General features: G+C 59.8%; 14 protein-coding genes and 1 pseudogene. 2 read left to right on the top strand and 13 right to left on the bottom strand.

Translation table 11 applies throughout. The features are described from left to right. Nucleotides 1–127: 127 nt before the first annotated feature. From AK821_RS01670 to AK821_RS01650, 5 genes are all read right to left on the bottom strand, one after another. Nucleotides 128–2086: a DUF1302 domain-containing protein gene (locus AK821_RS01670; RefSeq protein ID WP_064387851.1), complete on the bottom strand. Its 1959-nt coding sequence runs from the start codon at nucleotides 2084–2086 to the stop codon at nucleotides 128–130. 49 nt (nucleotides 2087–2135) lie between these two features. Continuing rightward, entirely contained in the window at nucleotides 2136–3425 is a 1290-nt protein-coding gene (locus AK821_RS01665; protein WP_064387850.1) for a phospholipase, read from the bottom strand. A gap of 241 nt (nucleotides 3426–3666) precedes the next feature. Then, entirely contained in the window at nucleotides 3667–5235 is a 1569-nt protein-coding gene (locus tag AK821_RS01660; RefSeq protein ID WP_064387849.1) for an FGGY-family carbohydrate kinase, read from the bottom strand. A 20-nt stretch (nucleotides 5236–5255) separates the two neighbouring features. Further along, nucleotides 5256–6851 carry a glycerol-3-phosphate dehydrogenase/oxidase gene (locus AK821_RS01655; RefSeq protein ID WP_064387848.1) on the bottom strand — a complete coding sequence of 532 codons (1596 nt, stop codon included), beginning with the start codon at nucleotides 6849–6851 and terminating at the stop codon, nucleotides 5256–5258. A 5-nt stretch (nucleotides 6852–6856) separates the two neighbouring features. Continuing rightward, complete coding sequence (locus AK821_RS01650; protein WP_064387847.1) at nucleotides 6857–8452, bottom strand: FAD-binding oxidoreductase; 1596 nt, start codon at nucleotides 8450–8452, stop codon at nucleotides 6857–6859. 208 nt (nucleotides 8453–8660) lie between these two features. On the opposite strand from AK821_RS01650, the gene gliR reads away from it, so the two are divergent. After that, nucleotides 8661–9677, top strand: coding sequence for an AraC family transcriptional regulator GliR (gliR, locus tag AK821_RS01645; RefSeq protein WP_064387846.1), 1017 nt, complete (start codon nucleotides 8661–8663; stop codon nucleotides 9675–9677). Between the two features lie 292 nt (nucleotides 9678–9969). Then, nucleotides 9970–10207 (top strand): annotated as a pseudogene (locus tag AK821_RS01640) (DUF6124 family protein); the annotation flags it as partial. Between the two features lie 266 nt (nucleotides 10208–10473). On the opposite strand, the gene AK821_RS01635 reads toward AK821_RS01640, so the two are convergent. The 8 genes from AK821_RS01635 to AK821_RS01600 all read right to left on the bottom strand — a co-directional run bounded on the left by AK821_RS01635 (nucleotide 10474) and on the right by AK821_RS01600 (nucleotide 18688). Further along, a complete protein-coding gene (locus AK821_RS01635; protein ID WP_064387845.1) occupies nucleotides 10474–10842 on the bottom strand; it encodes a glyoxalase superfamily protein in 369 nt (122 codons plus the stop codon). Nucleotides 10843–10993: 151 nt separating this feature from the next. After that, complete coding sequence (locus tag AK821_RS01630; protein WP_064387844.1) at nucleotides 10994–12451, bottom strand: N-acyl-D-amino-acid deacylase family protein; 1458 nt, start codon at nucleotides 12449–12451, stop codon at nucleotides 10994–10996. Between the two features lies 1 nt (nucleotide 12452). Beyond that, the gene (locus AK821_RS01625; RefSeq protein ID WP_064387843.1) at nucleotides 12453–13313 is read right to left on the bottom strand and encodes a MurR/RpiR family transcriptional regulator; all 861 of its coding nucleotides are present in this window, start codon (nucleotides 13311–13313) and stop codon (nucleotides 12453–12455) included. A 16-nt stretch (nucleotides 13314–13329) separates the two neighbouring features. Continuing rightward, on the bottom strand, nucleotides 13330–14679 hold the full coding sequence (locus AK821_RS01620; protein WP_064387937.1) for a GntP family permease: 1350 nt from the start codon (nucleotides 14677–14679) through the stop codon (nucleotides 13330–13332). A 631-nt stretch (nucleotides 14680–15310) separates the two neighbouring features. Continuing rightward, the gene (locus tag AK821_RS01615) at nucleotides 15311–15928 is read right to left on the bottom strand and encodes a Fic/DOC family protein (protein ID WP_064387842.1); all 618 of its coding nucleotides are present in this window, start codon (nucleotides 15926–15928) and stop codon (nucleotides 15311–15313) included. Between the two features lie 140 nt (nucleotides 15929–16068). Further along, nucleotides 16069–16962, bottom strand: a complete 894-nt coding sequence (locus AK821_RS01610) for an NAD-dependent epimerase/dehydratase family protein (protein ID WP_064387841.1) — start codon at nucleotides 16960–16962, stop codon at nucleotides 16069–16071. A gap of 103 nt (nucleotides 16963–17065) precedes the next feature. Next, nucleotides 17066–17977 carry a LysR family transcriptional regulator gene (locus AK821_RS01605; protein ID WP_064387840.1) on the bottom strand — a complete coding sequence of 304 codons (912 nt, stop codon included), beginning with the start codon at nucleotides 17975–17977 and terminating at the stop codon, nucleotides 17066–17068. A 120-nt stretch (nucleotides 17978–18097) separates the two neighbouring features. Further along, nucleotides 18098–18688: an NAD(P)H-dependent oxidoreductase gene (locus tag AK821_RS01600; protein WP_064387839.1), complete on the bottom strand. Its 591-nt coding sequence runs from the start codon at nucleotides 18686–18688 to the stop codon at nucleotides 18098–18100. Nucleotides 18689–18693: the final 5 nt, after the last annotated feature.

The following is an 18693-nucleotide window of genomic DNA, read 5'->3' as shown; positions in this document are numbered from 1 at the left end:
ACCGCAGATCCCCTGTAGGAGTGAGCCTGCTCGCGATAGCGGTGTATCAGGCAAAAACTACTGCGACTGAAAGTCCGCCATCACGAGCAGGCTCGCTCCTACAAGGGGTGCGTCGGTATTCTGGGTATCAAAGGAAATACTTGAGGTTGAACCCGACGTTGTCGCGGTCGCGGATGCCGTTGTTCTGCCCGCCACCGTAAAACTCGGTGTATTGCAGTTCGGCTTCGAGCTTGTTCTGGTAGTTGGCCTTGATCCCCAGCGTGTAGGCCTTGCGACCTTCGATGGTGTTGCCGGCCTGGTAGCTGTTGCCCTGGAAGTCGTCCTTGTAAACGATGTAAGGCGAGACGTTGACCCCGGCGTACACGTCGTTCCAGGTGCCGTTGAGCATCGCCGTGTAGCTGTAGGAATCACGGTTGACCTGATCGTCGCGATCACCGCCCGACACATAGGAATAGTTACCGGTGCCGGCGTAATAACGGTTCGTGCCGTCATAAGCGGTGTATTGCAGACTGCTGCCGCGCAGATGTTCCGAGGCCAGTTCAAAGATGCCGAACAGCGAGTCGAACGAGGCCGTCGGGCCGAAGTTGTAGATGGTCCCCAGCGAGGTGTTGAACGCTTCGACACGTTCGGCGTTGTTGATCTCGCTGTTGAGGTTGACCATCTGCCCGCCGACGTTGATCGACCTCCCCGTTACCGCCACGGCAGCTCCGTTGGCCAGGTCACCGATCAAATCGTTGGTGGCTGCGACACCGATTGGCAAGTTCGGCCGATAAGCGATTTCACCGAACACCGAGGCCTCGCCCAGCGTGGTGTTGAAGCTGAAGCCGTACATGCGGATGTCTTCGGCGTAACGCCGATGCGCCTGGATATTGCCCATCACATCAGCGGTGGCCAGACCATTGGCCAGCGCGCCGGCCTGATCACCTGCGACGCCGGACAGCAGGTTGGTCAGGGCATTCATGTCGATGCCTTGGTAGCCGCCCAGATCTGCTGCAATGGTCGGTTCCTTGGCGTGGTAATTGACCATGTACAAACCGAACTCGGTGCTGTTGAGCTGCTCGGCGATGTAACGAAAGGCGAAGCCGAACTGACCGTCGTTGCGTGCGTTGTAGTCCTTGCCGATGCTCGCCACTTTCAGCGTATTGCCGTAGGTCGGGGTCACGCCGTTGGCGTACAGCCCCGTGCTTTGCAGCGCAGAACTCAACAGGGGATTGTTGCCCAGCGCGCTGTACAAACCGATGACATTGCCAAACCCCGGCACCGGCGTATCGAGCGCCGTGCCGCTGAAGTTGTTGTAACCGGTGTTGCCGCCGTCAGCGAACAGGTCGGTTTGCGAGTAGAAGGTGCCGACCGGATCGATGCGGGTTTCCTTCCAGTTGGTCTGGTAGAAACTCTCCATCGTCAGCGAATCGGTGAGGCCGACGTTGAAGCTCAGCGCCTCGACCGGCACCAGCACTTCCTTCACTTCGGCGCCGGGCAAGCGGTACTTGGCAGCGTCCACCGGGTTGGTTGTGTTGATCCCGCCGCGATAGAAAATCCCCTCGCCCCAGTTGAACACCTGCCGACCGACGCGCGCGGTCACCGGCATCTGCGCAACGTCCCAACTGCCATGCACGTAGGCGTCGAGCATCTCGATGCGGCTGCCGGCGATGTCGCGGGTCTGGCTGGTGAAATGGTCGTCCTGCGGGTAGCTCTGACTCGGTTGCGACGGGTTGTTGTTGTCGTAGTAGTTGTTGCGTTTGTCCATCAACTGCGTGTCGTAAAACGCGGTGCCGCGCATGAACAAACCGTAGTTCTGATAGTTGGCTTCGAGCTCGGAGGTGATCTTGTACACCTCGGAGACCAGCCCGGTGTCGAAGTTGCGATTGCCGTCGTTGGTGTTGACGTCATCGTTGGTTTTATCGCGCCCCTGCACCCGCCACAAACGGCCATAGGACAAGGTCGTGTCGAACGAGCCGGTGACCTGTTTGTCCAGCACGCTGAACTCCACTGCGTGCGCGCCATCGACTGCGCACAGTTGCAGCAACCCGGCCAGGCCGACACCGGGGAGCGCCGCGCCCGTCAGGCGCAATCGAGAGTTGATCATGTGTTCCTCCTTCCCTGTTTTTTATTGTTTTTTTGTCCTGCCGCGAGGGCTAGGGTGCCAATCCCGCGCTGACGTAAATCCGGCTGTGCGCGCCGAAATGGCCGAGCAATTTGAACAGCTGCTGATTGAGCGCCGGATGGTCGAAACTTTCCCGTTGCAGCTGATTGCCGCTGCTGAAATCACTGGTCGCTGGCGCCGTTGCAAGCCACTGGCCGATGGCCTCGTCGAAAGCTGCGGAATCGTCGACCGACTCGGCGCTGACCACTTCACGCAGGTAGTCCACCGAGTACGGCGGATAGCGTTTGTCCTGAGCCACATCGGCGTAAGCGTCGAGCATCGGATGCGGCAGACCGGCGCGCAGCAAGCGCCGCAGCCAGATCGACTGGTACTTCTCCACTTCCATGTGCCGCGTGGCGACGCGCTCAATGGAGGCTTGTTTGTCCTCAGCGAAACCGGCGATGGCCTTGCCTTCCAGCAGCAAAAGACTGGCGAGGTCGACGCCGGGCAACGGCTTGGCGTGATACGGCTGAGTCAGGTCCTGAATGTGGTGCAGGCCCCAGCCAAGAAAGCGATAACCCCAATACGGATGACCGCTGGCAAACGCCAATCGCGCCAGACCCATGTATTGATACGCGCGCCAATCCGGCCAACTGCGTTCGAGGAAACCGGCAGCGGCGTACACCACAGGGCTTTCATGGAAAAAGCCCATGTGGAACGGCGCTTGAGAACTGTATTGAAACCGCTCATCGCCGAACGGTTGCGGGCCGAAGCCGTAGAGCGCGCCGACCTCGCCAGGGTTGTCGCTGAACAGATTGATGTCGTGGCCGTAATCCGGCTCGTCTGCAGCACTGGCGAGCACCGCAACAGGTGGGACTTTTTCGTGCTCGGCGACAACGATGAAGCGCTGGCGATTCCACGGCGAAAGGGTTTGCTCGACCATGACTTGATTGGCCTGCAAATGCTCACGTTCGGGCAGGTCTTTACCGGGCAATGGCTGGATGATCATCGCCAGATGAATCTGCGGATTGATGCGCAACGCGGTAAGGAAGTCGTGGCGCAGATTGTCACTCGGCGAGCCGGGTAATTTCAGCGCGTCGGGGCGTGGTGGATATTTGGCGAAGTGCTCGCGGGCGAAGGTTTCCTGTTCCTCCAGCAGTGCACTCACGGCCTCGTATTGCTGCGCAAGAAAGGTTTCCAGCGGCTCGACTTCCACCGGTGGCGCATCGCGCAACGCCGGCAGTTCCTGCAATGCCAGATAGCTGCCCACCGTATGGTTCGACCAGCCCCCGGCGCGGGGGGCGGTGGCACAAAGCAGCAACGGGAGGAGGGTCAGCTTCATTGCTTGTGGTTCTTATGGGCGGGGCGGGGGGGGAGGAGCCTAACAACCGACCCCGCCGCTGACACTGTCCGATCTCACCAGAAAAGTTCTCCGATGGCGCCATATACCCGATATCAAAAACACCACCGCCCCCTGTAGGAGTGAGCCTGCTCGCGATAGCGGTGTGTCAGTCAGATAGATGTTGGCTGACCCTCCGCTATCGCGAGCAGGCTCACTCCTACAGGGGATTTGTGGTGGTCAGCTAAACGGGATAGCCGGTGATTTTGCGGATGCTTTGATACAGCGGTTTGAGTTGGCGGTACATGCGCAGGTAGACCTCTTTGTACAGTTGCTGGTAGATCTTCTGCGCTTCGGGCTGCGGGGTGAACACCGCGCCGACGCGGGTCATCGCCGCGATGGCCGTAGGAAAATCCGCATGCAATCCCAACCCCACCGCACAACAAATCGCCGCGCCCAGACCCGACGCTTCATACACATGCGGACGCTCCGCCGGCAAACCGAAAATATTCGCCGTAAGCTGCATCGCCGCATCGCTCTGCGAACCGCCACCGGCCACGCGCAAACGCTCGACCGACACCTTCGAACGCCGCTCGATATTCTCCATGCCCTGGCGCAACGCATACGCCAACCCTTCAAGAATCGCCCGGTAAATATGCGCGCGGGTGTGCACATCGCCGAAGCCGATCATCGCGCCTTTCGCCTCGACTCCCGGTTCACGAATCCCCGGCGACCAGTACGGCTGCAGCATCAAACCCATCGATCCCGGTGGAACCGCATCGACCAGCGCATCGAACAACTGCTCCGGCTCGATGCCCTGCTCTTTGGCCTGCTGCATTTCACGCAAACCGAACTCGTTCTTGAACCAACTGACCATCCAGTAACCGCGATAAATCATCACCTCGCAGTTGAACTGATCCGGCACCGCTGACGGATACGGCGGAATCAACGGGACGATTTCCAGATAGCGCGAACGGGTGCTGGTGATCGTCGCCGTGGTGCCGTAAGACAGACACACCGTACCCGCATCGACCACGCCGGCACCGACCACTTCGCAGGCCTTGTCGGCGCCAGCAGCGATCAGCGGCAAGCCTTCGGGAATGCCGGTGTGGCGAGCGGCTTCAGCAGTGATGTAGCCGAGGGTTTCACCGGGTTTGTGCAAGGTAGGCAATTGCTCGGGACGCACCGCCAACGCCTGCCATTTCCAGTCACTCGGTGCAGCCCATTTCAGGCGTTTGAAGTCGAACGGCAGGTAGCCGACGCAGCACCCTACGGAGTCGACAAAACGCCCGCAGAGTCGATGGGTAAGAAACCCCGACAGCAGTAAAAACTTGTCGGTCGCCGCCCACACGTCAGGCTGATATTTTGCTATCCAGTTAGCCTCAGCCTGGGCGCGAAAATAATCCACGGTGCCTTGCGCGCCGACCAGTTTGAACAACCAGCCCCATGGCCCTTTGATCCCGCCCTCGACTTCACTCTGACGTTGATCGAGCCACAGAATCGCCGGGCGCAATGGCTTGCCCTCGGCATCGACATTGATCACCGTGCCGCGCTGAGTGGTCAGGGAAACGCCGGCAATTTGCGAGCGATCAATGCCGGTCTGCGCCCAGACTTGCTGACACGCCTCGCCGAGCTTCGCCCAGTAATATTGCGGATCCTGCTCAGCCCAGCCCGGTTGCGTCGAGTAATACGCCTGCAGTTCAACCTTGCCTTTGCCAAGCAGATTGCCCTGCAGATCGAAGAGCAGCGCGCGCACGCTCTGGGTGCCGTTGTCGATCGCCAGCAGGTAACGCTTGTTCGGGTGGTTATCCATGGAGCTCTCTTCAAGGGGCATCAAGGCGTGGCATCCGGCAGACCGTGATGGCGTTGCCACAACGCCCGATAACGCTGTTCTTCGTGCTGCCAGTGGTCGTCGTTCCAGGCCAGTCGTGACTGGCAGAGTTGGCGAATGGCGGCGAAATACTCTTCGCCACCGCGCGGTAACAGCAGACCGAGACGCGTGCGGCGCAGGAGCAGATCGTCGAGGTGCAAGACCATTTCCGCTTCGCAGGCGAAGGCCAGTTCTGCCCATAAGGTGTCCGTGGCGCCAACCTTTTCGTGGCCGATATCGTTGATCAGTTGCGCCAGCCTCGGCAGGTTTCGGCCATGCCTTCCGGCCAGTCGTCGCCATTGCTGGTTGCTCAATTCTGCAATCGCCAGCGCAGGTACGGCGGCAAACACCGGCGCGGCATCGTCGACGAAGGGACGTTCGAGCATGTCCGCGCAGGCCTTGAGCACTTCGATGGCTTGCGGGCGAAACGTAGTCAGTTTACCGCCGGCCAGAGTCACGCAACCGGACTCCTGCCACAGCACATGCTCGCGGGTTTCGTTCGAGGGTTTGTCTTGATGATTAACCGCTGCGCTGCCGACCACCGGACGCACGCCGGACCAGGTCGACAGCACATCATTCGCCGTCACTTCAGCGCCGGGGAATTGTTGTATGCAGGCCGCCAGTAGATAGTCGAGTTCCTCGCCGCTAATACTCGCGCTCTGATCTAGATCCTCGCGATGATCAAGATCCGTGGTGCCCACCACCGTCGCGCCTTCCCAAGGGAAAACAAACACCGGTCGCCGGTCGCGCTCATGCAGAAACGTGAACGCCTGCGCCACCGGCAAACGCCAACCCGGCAGCAATAAATGACTGCCGCGCAATGGGCGTAATTGCCGTGGTGCCTCAGTCGGCCGCAAGCGCTCAGCCCACGCGCCAGTGGCCACAGCGAGCACACCACAACGCATTTGCAGGGTCGCGCCGGCTTCGCAATCTTCGATCTGAACGCCGCACACCCGTCCGTTTTCTCGCAGCAAATGCTCGACACGAACGCTGTTAACCACCACAGCACCATCCGCCCGCGCCTCGCTCAACACACGCATCACCAGTCGCGCATCATCGGTCAGCGCATCGACAAAACTGGTGCCGCCGAGCAAGTCACTTTCCTTCACGCCCGGCGCCAGATATCGAAGCTGTTGTGCATCATGAAAACGATGGCTGCGCCGTCCCGCCAAGGCGTCGTAAACGCTCAGCAAACCACCCAACACCCGAGGCCCGGGAAAGCCGCCGCGATAGTGCGGCATCAGGAAACTCATCGGCTCGACCAGCCCCGGCGCTTCGTCGAGCAAGCGCTGACGCTCGCGCACCGAATCGCGGGTCAGACGCCACTGGCCCTTGGCGATATAACGCAAACCGCCATGGACCATTTTCGATGATCGGCTGGAGGTGCCCCAAGCAAAGTCGCGCTGTTCCAGCAACAGGCAGCGCCAGCCGCGACGCGCCGCTTCACGCAAAATCCCGGCGCCGCTGATGCCGCCACCGATAACGATCAGATCCCAGGTTTCATCCGCCAGTGTTGGCAGAATCTGCTGGCGCCACGCGGCGTTCCAGTCCTGACTCATGGCCGTCACTCCGGCAACAGCGTGCCGGGGTTGAGGCGCCCGGCCGGATCGAAGTGTTTGCTCAGCGCCTGCAAGGTATCCATCGCCAGCGCGCCCTTCTCGCGCAACAGGTACAGCGCGTGATCCTTGCCGACGCCGTGCTGATGGCTGATGGTGCCGTGGTTGTCGACAATGGTCTGGCTGGCCGCGTGTTTGAGCGCTTTCCAGCGCGCCAGCGTCGCCGGATAGTCAGCGGCCGGGCGAAACACGTAAGTGGTGTAGATGCTCGAACCTTCACCGTAGACATGGGACAAATGGGTGAAGACATGCACGCGCTCGCCCTCGGCGGCCAAGGCCTCGCGCAGGCTGGCTTCGATGAGGTTGAGCAGGTTGTCGACGTTGCTCCAGTCGGTGGCGGTTTCGAGGGTGTCGACCACGTAACCGGCGTTCCACAGGTTCTCGCGCAAGTAAGGGAAACGGAAGCGGTTCTGCGCCCATTTCTTGCCGAGCAAGGTGCCGGTGAATACGCCGCCGAACGATTTCAGGTGATGTCTCGCCTGTTTTAGCGACAGCGCGTTTTGCCGGCGATTGCCGGTGACGCCGAAGGTCAGCAGGCACTTGCCCTCTGCCGCCCCCCTTAGCTTCAGATACTTTTCCAGCCAGGCGATTTGTTGCGGATGACCGGCCAGTGCCAGTTGCGTTTCGGTTTCCACGGCGTTGGATAAACGCAGCATCGACAGCGGCACGCGTGCCTGGGCCAATTGGCGAATGGCTCTGAGAGCCTGCGGCCAGTCGGGGAGAAAAACGCCGTAGAAACGTTCATCGGCGGGCAGTGCACTGACGCGTACTTTCACCTCGGAAATGATTCCGAAACGGCCCTCGCAACCGAGCACCACTTCGCGCAGATCAGGACCCGCCGCTGAGGCCGGGAACGTTGGAATTTCCAAAGGCCCGGCAAAGGTTTCCAGCGTCCCGCCAGCAAATAATTGCTCGATCCGGCCATAGCGCAACGACTGCTGACCACTGGAACGACTGGCCACCCAGCCGCCCAATGTCGACAACTCCCACGACTGCGGAAAATGCCCCAGCGTGTAGCCCCGCGCACGCAGCTGACTTTCCACCTGCGGGCCACTCGCACCGGGACCAAACGTCGCCAGCAGGCTCTGTTCGTCGAGGTCGATCAGGCGATTCATCCGCGCCAGCGACACCGTCTCCACGGGCCGCGCCGAATCCGGCGGATTGATGTGCCCGGCCTCCGATGTACCGCCGCCATAAGGGATCAGGCACGAGTCCTGTTCGTGAGCGAGCGCCAGCAATTGGCGAATATGCTCAGCGGTCTCGGGAAACGCCACCGCATCGGGATAATTGCCCAGCGCACCTTCGCGCAACGCCAGCCAGTCCGGCAGGCTCTGGCCTCGGGCATGCAGCAAACGGTCGTGGGCATCGATGCTGTACAACGTGTGCGCCGACAACCGCGAGGCCGGCACACGCGCCAATGCGGCTTCAAGGGTCGAATCGGGCAGCGCGCGCCCCTCGCCCAGTCGCTCATGAAGAAACTCCGCGCCCTGGGCCGGCAGTTCGACCACCGTGGTTGCATCTCCCCAGCCGTTCCAGCGTCGCATGCGTGTGTCCTTCTAACCGTCAGATCAGTGATATTTCAGGCCCCCATACTAGCCAGCGGCCGCAAAGTGTCACGGTCGCATCCGGCCAGTTCGTGTAGCCAATTGAGTCAAACGTCGCGCAAGCGTCAGCCATTTACTTTAGTCGGGGTTTCAAATTACCTTTCAGGCATTCATCCGCCCACGCGGCCGTCGATCAAAGGAAGGGATCATGCAATCGCTCGGCTTCACCTCAGTTCCGCCGCTGCTCAAATACCTGCGCCATGCCGAACAACTGGGCATGGTCATCGAGCCTGCATTGGCGGCGGCGGGTTTGCAGGCGCAGCAGTTGAGCGACAACACCCTGCGTTTGCCCGGTGAGGCGCATGAACGGTTGCTGGATTATTTCTGCGAACACTCGGGCGATCCGTTGTTCGGGCTCAACGCGGCGAATTTCGTCCTGCCCAATTCGTGGAGCGTGCTCGGTTACATCACCATGAACTGCGCGACGCTGGGCGATGCGATGAGCCGGATCATGCCGTTCGAAAAACTGGTCGGCGACATGGGCGTCAGCCGCGCCGAGGTGCTGGATGGCCATGTGCATCTGATCTGGACGTGCCGTTATCAGCGTCCACGGATTCGTCGGCACCTGGTGGAAAACGTACTCGGTTCATGGCTGCAATATGCACGCTGGATCGCCGATACACAGATGTCGCCGGCCGGGGTCTGGCTCGAACATTCGTGCCCGGCCGAGGCTACGCCGGCGCAGTACGAAGCGTTTTTCGATTGCCCGGTGGTGTTTGATCAGGCGTATTCGGCGTTGATCGTGCCGCTGGCTTATTTGCAGTTGCCGTTGCGTCAGGCGGATGCGCAGTTGCTGCGCACGCTGGAGGAACATGCGCTGGGGTTGATGGCAACGCTGGAGGATGCGTCGCTGGAGCAGCAGGTGAAGAACATCCTGCGGCAGTTGCTCAAGGAAGGCTTGCCACGCAAGGAGCAGGTGGCCGAACAGTTGAGCGTTTCGGTGCGAACGTTGCAGCGGCAGTTGCATCAGGCGGGGACGTCGTATCAGCAGATTCTCGATGATTTGCGCCAGGAGCTGGCGGAGCATTATTTGCTCAACAGTACGTTGCCGATTCAGGACATTGCGCAGTATCTGGGGTTTACCGAACCGAGGTCGTTTCACCGTACGTTCAAGAGCCGACGCGGGATGCCGCCGGGGGAGTTTCGGCAGATGCATCGGGGTTGATTGTTCTGGCCCCTTCGCTGGCAAGCCAGCTCCCACAGTGTCCGAGTCGTCCACAAAATCTATTACTTGCACATAAACCTGTGGGAGCTGGCTTGCCAGCGATGGCGTCAGTGGCAGCAACCGATTCCTACAGGTAAATCTTCGATACTTGAGCGCAATAAACATCCCGCACCACAGGTGTTTAAAGACACTCAGCGTTACGCGAAACACCCCACAAATCCTTGCGCCGTAACCTACGCCTGCGCCAGAATCCGCCGGCTTGTGCGCCCTGAGCATGCCGACGAACGGCGACCTCATGGCCACGCCCTATTCGCCCAACACGCTGTACATGGCCAACCCCGCGGCGAACACCGAATCCCTGCTGACCGACGCCAGCGAAACCCTGGGTTCGGAGACGGTCATGCTCAACAACCATGCCGCGCAGGTTGAAGGCACCGCACCGCAAGACCCTGCAAGGCATCGCGCAAGTGGTGATGGTGGCGGAAATGGCGGTCAATCGCGTGCTGGACCAGTTAGTGCCGACCGAGTAACGCAAGAGCCCGCGGCCCAACAGGAAGGGTTGGATGGCGGGCTTCTTTTTGCGGTGTGTCATGTTCCCCTCACCCCAGCCCTCTCCCGAGGGAGAGGGGGCCGACCGAGGTGTCTGGCGCTATACATCGACCTGAATGACCGAGTCGATTATGGATTCGACCGAGCTGGTTCAGGTTGGTGTATCTCTCAAGCATCCCCGGATCGGTCCCCTCTCCCTCCGGGCGGTCCGACGTTTCGGGAGGGCTAGGGTGAGGGGCTTTTCGTTCTAGAGGCTAATCGCATTGGTAAACACCAACCGATTGCCAAACGGATCGGCAATCGTCATGTCCTGACTCCCCCACGGCATGGCCTGAATCTGCGGATGCGAGAACTTGTAGTCCTTGGCGATCAATTGCTGCTGAAACACCTCCAGCTCATCCGTCTCGATGCGCAACGCCGAACCCGGGCTCGCATCGCCGTGATGTTCGGACAGATGCAACACGCACTCACCGCGAGACACCTGCAGATACAACGGGAAATTCGCTTCGAAACGGTGCTGCCAGTCGATCTTGAAGCCAAGGAAGTCGACGTAGAATTCTACGGCCTTGGCTTCATCGAAGATCCGCAGGATCGGGGTGGTTTTACCGAAGCTCATGGGGTGCTCCCTGACTGGTTGGCCCGACAGTGTAGTTGGGCTGGATGTCAGCACTTCGGCTTGTTGCTGGCTTTCTTTAATCGCAGAGTGCCACTATGAGACATGGATCAAAAGATCGCAGCCTGCGGCAGCTCCTACAGGGACATTGCGCTCAATGAAAACCTTCGCGCAAATCACCTTCGCGCGCCAGAAACCGCCCTTCCCTGCGCCCATTTGCCTGCCCGTCGCGGTAACTCAACACGCCATTAACCCAAACCCCGTCAATGCCCTGCGCCGCTCTTTGCGGATCATTGAAATCGGCGACATCACGCACGGTCGCCGGATCGAACAACACCAGATCCGCCCAATAGCCTTCACGAATCTCGCCGCGCTCCTTCAAACCAAATCGCGCCGCCGACAGCCCAGTCATCTTGTGCACGGCGGTGTGCAGCGGAAACAGCCCGACATCACGACTGAAATGGCCCAACACCCGTGGGAACGCGCCCCACAAGCGTGGATGCGGGAACGGATCTTCCGGCAGTCCGTCAGAACCGACCATCGAAAGCGGATGAGCGAGGATTCTTCGTACATCCGCCTCGTCCATGCCGTAGTAAACAGCCCCCGCCGGTTGCAAGCGTTTCGCGGCATCAAGCAGCGGCAGATTCCAGTCCGCAGCGATGTCGATCAGGTCGCGACCGCTGACTTGCGGGTGCGGTGTCGACCAGGTGATGGTGATGCGGTGGGCGTCGGTGACTTGCTTCAGATCCAGCGTCGAAGAACTCGCCGCATACGGGTAGCAATCGCAGCCGACCGGGTGGGTTTTCGCGGCTTCTTCCAATGAAGCGAGGAGCTCAGGGCTGCGCCCCCAGTTACCCACACCTGCACACTTGAGGTGGGAAATGATCACCGGTGATTTGGCGTGGCGACCGATTTGAAAAGCTTCGTCCATTGCTTCCAGCACCGGGGCGAATTCGCTGCGCAAATGCGTGGTATACACCGCGCCAAATGCTGTCAGTTCTTCAGTCAGTTGCATGACTTCATCGGTGGAAGCGTTGTAGGCGCTGGCGTACGCCAGACCTGTGGATAAACCCAACGCACCGGCCTCAAGGCTTTCGCGTAACTGCTCGCGCATCGCGGCGATTTCTTCTGGCGTCGCGGTGCGGAACAAGTCATCGAGATGATTGCTGCGCAGCGCAGTATGGCCGATCAGTGCCGCCACGTTCAGAGTGGTATTGGCCGCTTCTACCGCCGCGCGGTAATCGCTGAAGCGTGGATAAACAAACGCCGCCGCGGTGCCGAGCAGGTTCATCGGATCCGGCGGATTGCCCTTCAATGTCACGGGCGAAGCGCTGATCCCGCAGTTGCCGACAATCACCGTGGTCACGCCTTGGCTGAGTTTTGGCAGCATCTCCGGCTGACGAATCACCACCGTGTCGTCGTGGGTGTGCACGTCGATAAAACCGGGCGCCAGCACGCGGCCGGCGGCGTCGATTTCTTCGGTTGCCGTGGCGTCGTGCAAGTCACCGATACGCTCGATGCGGCCCGCGCGAATCGCCACGTCGGCGCAGTAACCGGGGGTGTTGCTGCCGTCGATGATCAGGGCATTGCGAATCAGGGTGTCGTACAGCATGTCAGTCTCCCAGCGGCAGGTGATCGTCGCCGCCACGGTATTCGTCGAGGGCGAGTTTGATGCGCCGCAGACGTTCTTGATTGTCTTCAGGATTGGCCAGCGCCAGCTCGGTCGCCAGCACGTCGATGGCGAGCAGCATGCCGTAGCGAGCCGCCGTCGGTTTGTAGATGAACGAAGTTTCTGCGCCTTGCAGCGGCAGGACGATGTCGGCCAGTTGCGCCAACGGCGAATCGGCGCGGGTGATGGCGAGAATACGTGCGCCGTAGTTGCGCGCGAGTTCGACAGTTTCCAAAAGCTCCGGGGTGATGCCGGTCAGCGAACAGACAATCACCACTTGTTCGGCGTTGAGGCTGGCGGCGGTGACGCGCATCATCACCGCGTCATGGCACACCGCGATCGGATAGCCGAGGCGCACCAGGCGCACTTGCAATTCATCACTGCAAAGCGTCGAGCAACCGCCCATGCCGAAGGCATGAATCATCCGTGCCTGACCGAGCAGTTTCACCGCATCGGCAAAACGTGATTCGTCGAAACCGGCCAGATGCTGACGCAACGTGGTTTCGATATCGCCGACGATCTGCCCGTAGAACGCCGACTGCTCTGGCGTGCCCGCCGGGTCGAGAAAACGGCTGCCAACGCCGCTGGCCTGAGCCAGTTGCAGGCGCAGATCACGTAAGTCGCGACAGCCGACCGTACGGGCAAAACGCGACAGCGTGGCGGTGCTGACTTCGGCACGTTGTGCGAGGTCTTCGAGGCTGGCGCTCGCGGCAAAACCGACGTCATCGAGCATCAAACGGGCGATGCGGCCTTCGCCGGCGCTGAAGGAATCCTGGCGGGCGCGGATCTGGTAGAGGATGTCCATGGGCGGCAGGCTCCGGTTACAGCAAGTAAGAAAGGCCGACGGTCAGGCCGAACGCGACTACCGAGATAAGCGTCTCGAGCACGGTCCAGGTCTTGAACGTCTGCGCGACCGTCATGTTGAAGTATTCTTTGATCAACCAGAAGCCGCCGTCGTTGACGTGGGAAAAGATAACCGAGCCGGCGCCGGTCGCCAGCACCAACAGTTCAGGGTGTGGATAACCCAGACCAATGGCCACCGGCGCGACCACGCCGGACGCGGTGGTCATGGCCACGGTCGCCGAGCCTGTGGCGATGCGCATCAGCGCGGCGAACAGCCAGCCCATGATCAGCGGCGACAGGTGGAATTCATGAGCGAGGCCGACGATCTGATCGGTGACGCCAGCGTCGACCAGAATCCGGTTCAAACCACCACCAGCACCGACCAGCAAGGTGATGCTGGCGGTGGGTGCCAGGCATTCGTTGGTGAACTTGAGGATCGATTCACGGTTGAAACCCTGGGCGATGCCGAGCGTCCAGAAACTCAGCAAGGTCGCCAGCAGCAAGGCAATCACTGAGTTGCCGATGAACAACAGAAACTGGTTGAAACCGCCACCCGGCGTGGAAATCAGGTTGGCCCAACCACCGATCAGCATTAATACCACCGGCAACAGAATGGTCGCCATGGTGATGCCGAAACCCGGCAGCTTGTCGCGCGGTTCGCGGTCGAGGAATTGTTTTTCCAGCGGGTTATCCGCCGGCAAGTGAATGCGCGGCACGATGAATTTGGCGTACAGCGGCCCGGCAATGATCGCGGTGGGAATGCCGATGGCAATCGCATACAGCAAGGTCTGCCCGACTGAAGCCTGATAAGCCTGCACCGCCAGCATCGCCGCCGGGTGCGGCGGCACCAGCGCATGCACCACCGACAGGCCAGCGACCATCGGCAACCCGACCATCAGAATCGACACACCCACGCGTCGCGCCACGGTGAACGCAATCGGCACCAGCAAGACGAAACCGACCTCGAAGAACAACGGCAGCCCAACCAGAAACGCGATGCAGACCATCGCCCAGTGCGCGTTCTTCTCGCCGAATTTATCGATCAGCGTGCGCGCCATCTGCTCGGCACCGCCGGATTCGGCCATCATCTTGCCGAGCATCGTCCCCAGCGCGACCACCAGCGCGATATGTCCCAGCGTCTTGCCCACCCCGGCCTCATACGCCCCCACCACACCTGACGGCGGCATCCCCGCGACCAGCGCAAGACCAATGGAAATCAGGGTGATGACGATGAACGGGTTGAGCCGGTAACGGGCGATCAACACGATCAGCGCGATGATGGCGACGGCGGCATAGACCAGCAGCCAATAGCCGAAGGAAGGCGTCATGCGGTACTCCTCGAAAGGGTCACGTTCGAATGGGTTGTGAAACTCATAAATCATTTCGAGATCGAGATTTCAAACCGCATGAAAGTAATTTTCGTGGAGAGGTAAGGCGTGTCGCTAACAGGCATGTCTTGTCGTGATTAATGAAAATCAGGGGGAGGGATTTACATGGCTTTTCGGTGAACGAGAAACCAATGTGGGAGCGAGCCTGCTCGCGAAGGCGGCTTCACATTCAACATCTCTATCGACTGAAAAACCGCTTTCGCGAGCAGGCTCGCTCCCACAGTTTTGATCGCATTCCTCCAGACAGAATGCGCAAAACCTGTGGGAGCTGGTGGACGACTCACACCATTTCGTTACGAATCCATTCAACCACCGACGTGCGCTTCGGTGCCCAGCCATAGACATGTTTTTCAAATCCAGCCAAGCGCTATACTCGCCTGACAACCTCCCGGAGTACCTGCCATGAGCCCCACGCCTCGTACCAAAAAAAAACTGACAACCGAAACGTTGATCCGCGCAGTTGCCAGTTCGACAGCCATCGAGACAGGTCAAAGCGTGGAAACCATTGAGCGCAAACTCAAACTCAGGTCCAGTAAGTTCCTGCACTTGTCCCTGGCCAAGTAGTTCCGCCTCAAGTCCATACTGCCTGCCGGACCCAATACTCCATGGGTTCGTAGTTGCAGTTCAGCCCTTGGTTGATGGCTGCAAAATAAGCCTCTTTGTTTCGTTCCCAACTGCTGTAGTCCAGCGGCACGTAGCCCGCCTGAACGGCCATGACATCCGCCAATAATCGCGACAAGCGCCCATTACCTTCGCGAAAGGGATGAATCAGGATGAACTCGACGTGCGTTACAGCGATGGCGCGAATCAGGTTCTCATCCAGATCGGGACCACATGGCGTGTATTTGGACAGGCAGTCCTTTTCAAATCCATCGAGCAATCGAGGAATTTGCGGCGCAGCAGCAAAGAAAAATCCATCCTTGCCCAAATTTACCGCGCGGACATCGCCCGCCCATGGATAGATATTCCCGAGCCAGTGTCGATGCCAATCCTTCAGATCCTGAACAGTGATTGACCGATCAGGCAAATGCTCGATGAGCACAGACTGGTAGAGCTTTTCCAACAAAACCAGCTCTGCATCATCCATGTCTTCGGGTTCGATAATTCCCAGTTTATTGCTCAGCACTTGCTCATTCGAGCCGGGCTGAAAGCTGCTTTGCGCCCCTTCTGCTTCATATCGGTCAATCATCCTTGTACCTGCTGAACTGGCAATGTTCAGAGCACCATAGGTCTGGCGTGACACAAGCGCAAAGCCCGAAACGAAAACGGCTGCCCGATGGCAGCCGCTCTAAAGAGTGATAACAAAGCCCGGCGGGGCTCAAACAGTAATCACACCATTTCGTTACGAATCCATTCAACCACTGACGTGCGCTTCGGCGCCCAGCCCAGCAGTTCGCGCGCATGTTTGCCGCGCACTCGGCTGTTGGAGCCGAGGCCGTAGTTGGCCATTTCGTAGCCCCATTCGGCTTCGGCGTCTTTCAGCGGCCAGTCTTGTGGTTGGCCCAGGTTCAGCGCTCCGGCCATGGCGGTGGTTATGTCGATGAACGAGGCTTCGCCGCTTTCGACGAAGTAGAAAGTACCCGGGACGTTTTTGGTCAGTGCCAGCAGATACAGGGCGACGACGTCTTCGATGTGTACGTTGGACCAGAGGTTCTGGCCGGTGCCGACGTGGCGCACCACGCCGCTTTTGCGAGCCTGTTTGAGCAGTCGCGGCAGTTGCACGCTGTCACGATTGACGCCCAGGCTGTGGCCGTAGATCAGCGTGTTGCAGATCACTGCCGAATTCACGCCGTCCTTCGCCGCGGCGAGGATCAGGTTGTCGATGGCCACGCGTGCGGCCTTGTCGACGGTCGGTTCTGGCAGGTTGTCTTCAAAGTAGATGACGTCACTGGACTTGCCGCCCGACGCATCGCCAACGATGCTCGAACCGCTGGTGTGCAGGAACACTTTGTTCGACCCACGTAACGCGTCGAGCAAGGCTTCGACGGCGCCGCGATGGTCGCTGCTGGCGGCGTTGATTACCGCATCGGCGGCGCGGGCCTGTTCGGTGAGCAGTGCTTTGTCATCCAGAGTGCCGATAACCGGGGTTATGCCCAGCGCTTGCAGCTCGGCAGCCTGTTCGGCGCTGCGCACCAGCCCGGTAACGTTATGCCCGGCCTGAACCAGACCGGTAGCGATCGAGCCGCCGATAAATCCGGCAGCGCCGGTGACGAATACGTTCATGGAGAAACTCCCTGCGTGAGTAAGTGATGGGACGAGTATCGGCCCGTGAGCCCGAGGGAAAAACCCGCCCTCGGCCAATTCACTCTTGCGCAGAGGTCACGAATCAGCCCTTGAAATCGGCGCTGGCGTAAGCGGCGAGTTTGCTCTGGATGAAGTCGAGGAAGCACTGAATGCGCAGCGCCAATTGCGAGTTACGGTAGTACACCGCGTTGATCGGCTGGCGATAACCGCTGTTGAATTCGCCGAGCAGGACTTTCAAACGGCCGGCACGGATGTCGTCGATGGTCATGAAGTGCGACAGGCAAGCGATGCCCTGCCCTTCCAGCGCCAGATGACGCACGGTCTCGCCGCTGGAGGCACTGATCGCCGGGGTGATTGGCCAGCGGTCGCCGTGCACGTAGCGCAGCGGCCATTGGTTGAGGCCTTCGTTTTGAGTGAAACCGAGCAAGGTGTGTTCGCCCAGGTCAGCGACTTGCTGCGGCGCGCCGTGTTTTTCCAGATACGCAGGGCTGGCGACGATCAGCAGCGGACTGCAACCGAGCGAACGCGCGTGCAGCGTCGAATCGGCGAGGGTGCCGATGCGGATGGCGATGTCGGTGCTTTGTTCCAGCAGGTCAATGATCAGGTCATTGCTGTTGAGTTCGAGCTGGATGTCCGGATAGAGACGACGGAATTCGTCGATGTACGGAACCACCGCGTGGAGCATAAATGGCGAGGCCGCGTTGATGCGCAGGCGCCCGGACGGGGTTTGCTGGCGTGACGACAGGCGTTCTTCGAGTTGGTCCATCTGGTCAAGAATCAGCTTGGCGTGCTCGAAGAAGTACTTGCCCTCTTCGGTCAGGTCCATGCGCCGCGTGGTGCGGTTGATCAGCGTGGTGTCGAGCTTGGCTTCCAGCTTCGACAACGTGCGACTGACCGCCGACGGCGTCTGCCCGACCTGCTCGGCGGCGGCGGAAATGGAACCGCACTCGATCACACAGACGAAAATCTGCAACTCATCGGATCTGGCTTTCACGGGTGTCCTCTTTGAGATCGCCAAGATCGCAGCCTGCGGCAGCTCCTACATGTGAACGCTGCAGGAGCTGCCGCAGGCTGCGATCTTTCGCTGTTACCGCCGATAGTAGCCCTAAATCACTTAAGCCTTAAGGTCAAACACCTCGGTCAGATGCTGCTCGTAACGCGCCACATCCCCTTCGATGTTTGGGCGTTTCATCACGTCCACACACAAAAAGGTCGGCAACCCGGTCATGCCCAAAAATTCATTGGCCTTGTGGAAGGGGAAGTACACCGCGTCCACACCTTTGGCTTCGAAGAAATCCGTCGGGTCATCGAAGGCTTGTTGCGGTGCGTTCCAGGTCAGCGACAGCATGTATTGCTTGCCCTGAATCAGACCGCCGCTGCCGTATTTCTGCGAGGCATCGGAGCGGGTGCGGCCATCGCTGGCGTAGAGGCTGCCGTGGCCTTCGGTGAAGACTTCATCAAGGTACTTTTTCACTGTCCACGGCGCGCCCATCCACCAGCCCGGCATCTGATAAATGATCACGTCGGCCCAAAGGAATTTGGCCACTTCTTCCGCGACGTCGTAACCCTCGTCGATAAAGGTGGTTTTGACGTCGAGCCCGCCACGGTCGAGCACACTGAGCGCCGCTTCATGCAGGGTGGCGTTGTAGCGACCGTCGGAGTGAGCGAATTTTTTACCGCCATTGAGCAACAATACTTTTTTCATGAGAA

The sequence above is a fragment of the Pseudomonas sp. RIT-PI-r genome (assembly GCF_001297015.1).
Classification (GTDB): Bacteria; Pseudomonadota; Gammaproteobacteria; order Pseudomonadales; family Pseudomonadaceae; genus Aquipseudomonas.
This window is presented reverse-complemented; position numbering and strand designations above follow the sequence as displayed.

What these genes read in the sequence shown, in the direction of transcription:
- AK821_RS01670 (WP_064387851.1), bottom strand. Translation starts at nt 2,086, where the DNA reads ATGATCAACTCTCGATTGCGCCTGACGGGCGCGGCGCTCCCCGGTGTC.
- AK821_RS01665 (WP_064387850.1), bottom strand. Translation starts at nt 3,425, where the DNA reads ATGAAGCTGACCCTCCTCCCGTTGCTGCTTTGTGCCACCGCCCCCCGC.
- AK821_RS01660 (WP_064387849.1), bottom strand. Translation starts at nt 5,235, where the DNA reads ATGGATAACCACCCGAACAAGCGTTACCTGCTGGCGATCGACAACGGC.
- AK821_RS01655 (WP_064387848.1), bottom strand. Translation starts at nt 6,851, where the DNA reads ATGAGTCAGGACTGGAACGCCGCGTGGCGCCAGCAGATTCTGCCAACA.
- AK821_RS01650 (WP_064387847.1), bottom strand. Translation starts at nt 8,452, where the DNA reads ATGCGACGCTGGAACGGCTGGGGAGATGCAACCACGGTGGTCGAACTG.
- gliR (WP_064387846.1), top strand. Translation starts at nt 8,661, where the DNA reads ATGCAATCGCTCGGCTTCACCTCAGTTCCGCCGCTGCTCAAATACCTG.
- AK821_RS01635 (WP_064387845.1), bottom strand. Translation starts at nt 10,842, where the DNA reads ATGAGCTTCGGTAAAACCACCCCGATCCTGCGGATCTTCGATGAAGCC.
- AK821_RS01630 (WP_064387844.1), bottom strand. Translation starts at nt 12,451, where the DNA reads ATGCTGTACGACACCCTGATTCGCAATGCCCTGATCATCGACGGCAGC.
- AK821_RS01625 (WP_064387843.1), bottom strand. Translation starts at nt 13,313, where the DNA reads ATGGACATCCTCTACCAGATCCGCGCCCGCCAGGATTCCTTCAGCGCC.
- AK821_RS01620 (WP_064387937.1), bottom strand. Translation starts at nt 14,679, where the DNA reads ATGACGCCTTCCTTCGGCTATTGGCTGCTGGTCTATGCCGCCGTCGCC.
- AK821_RS01615 (WP_064387842.1), bottom strand. Translation starts at nt 15,928, where the DNA reads ATGATTGACCGATATGAAGCAGAAGGGGCGCAAAGCAGCTTTCAGCCC.
- AK821_RS01610 (WP_064387841.1), bottom strand. Translation starts at nt 16,962, where the DNA reads ATGAACGTATTCGTCACCGGCGCTGCCGGATTTATCGGCGGCTCGATC.
- AK821_RS01600 (WP_064387839.1), bottom strand. Translation starts at nt 18,688, where the DNA reads ATGAAAAAAGTATTGTTGCTCAATGGCGGTAAAAAATTCGCTCACTCC.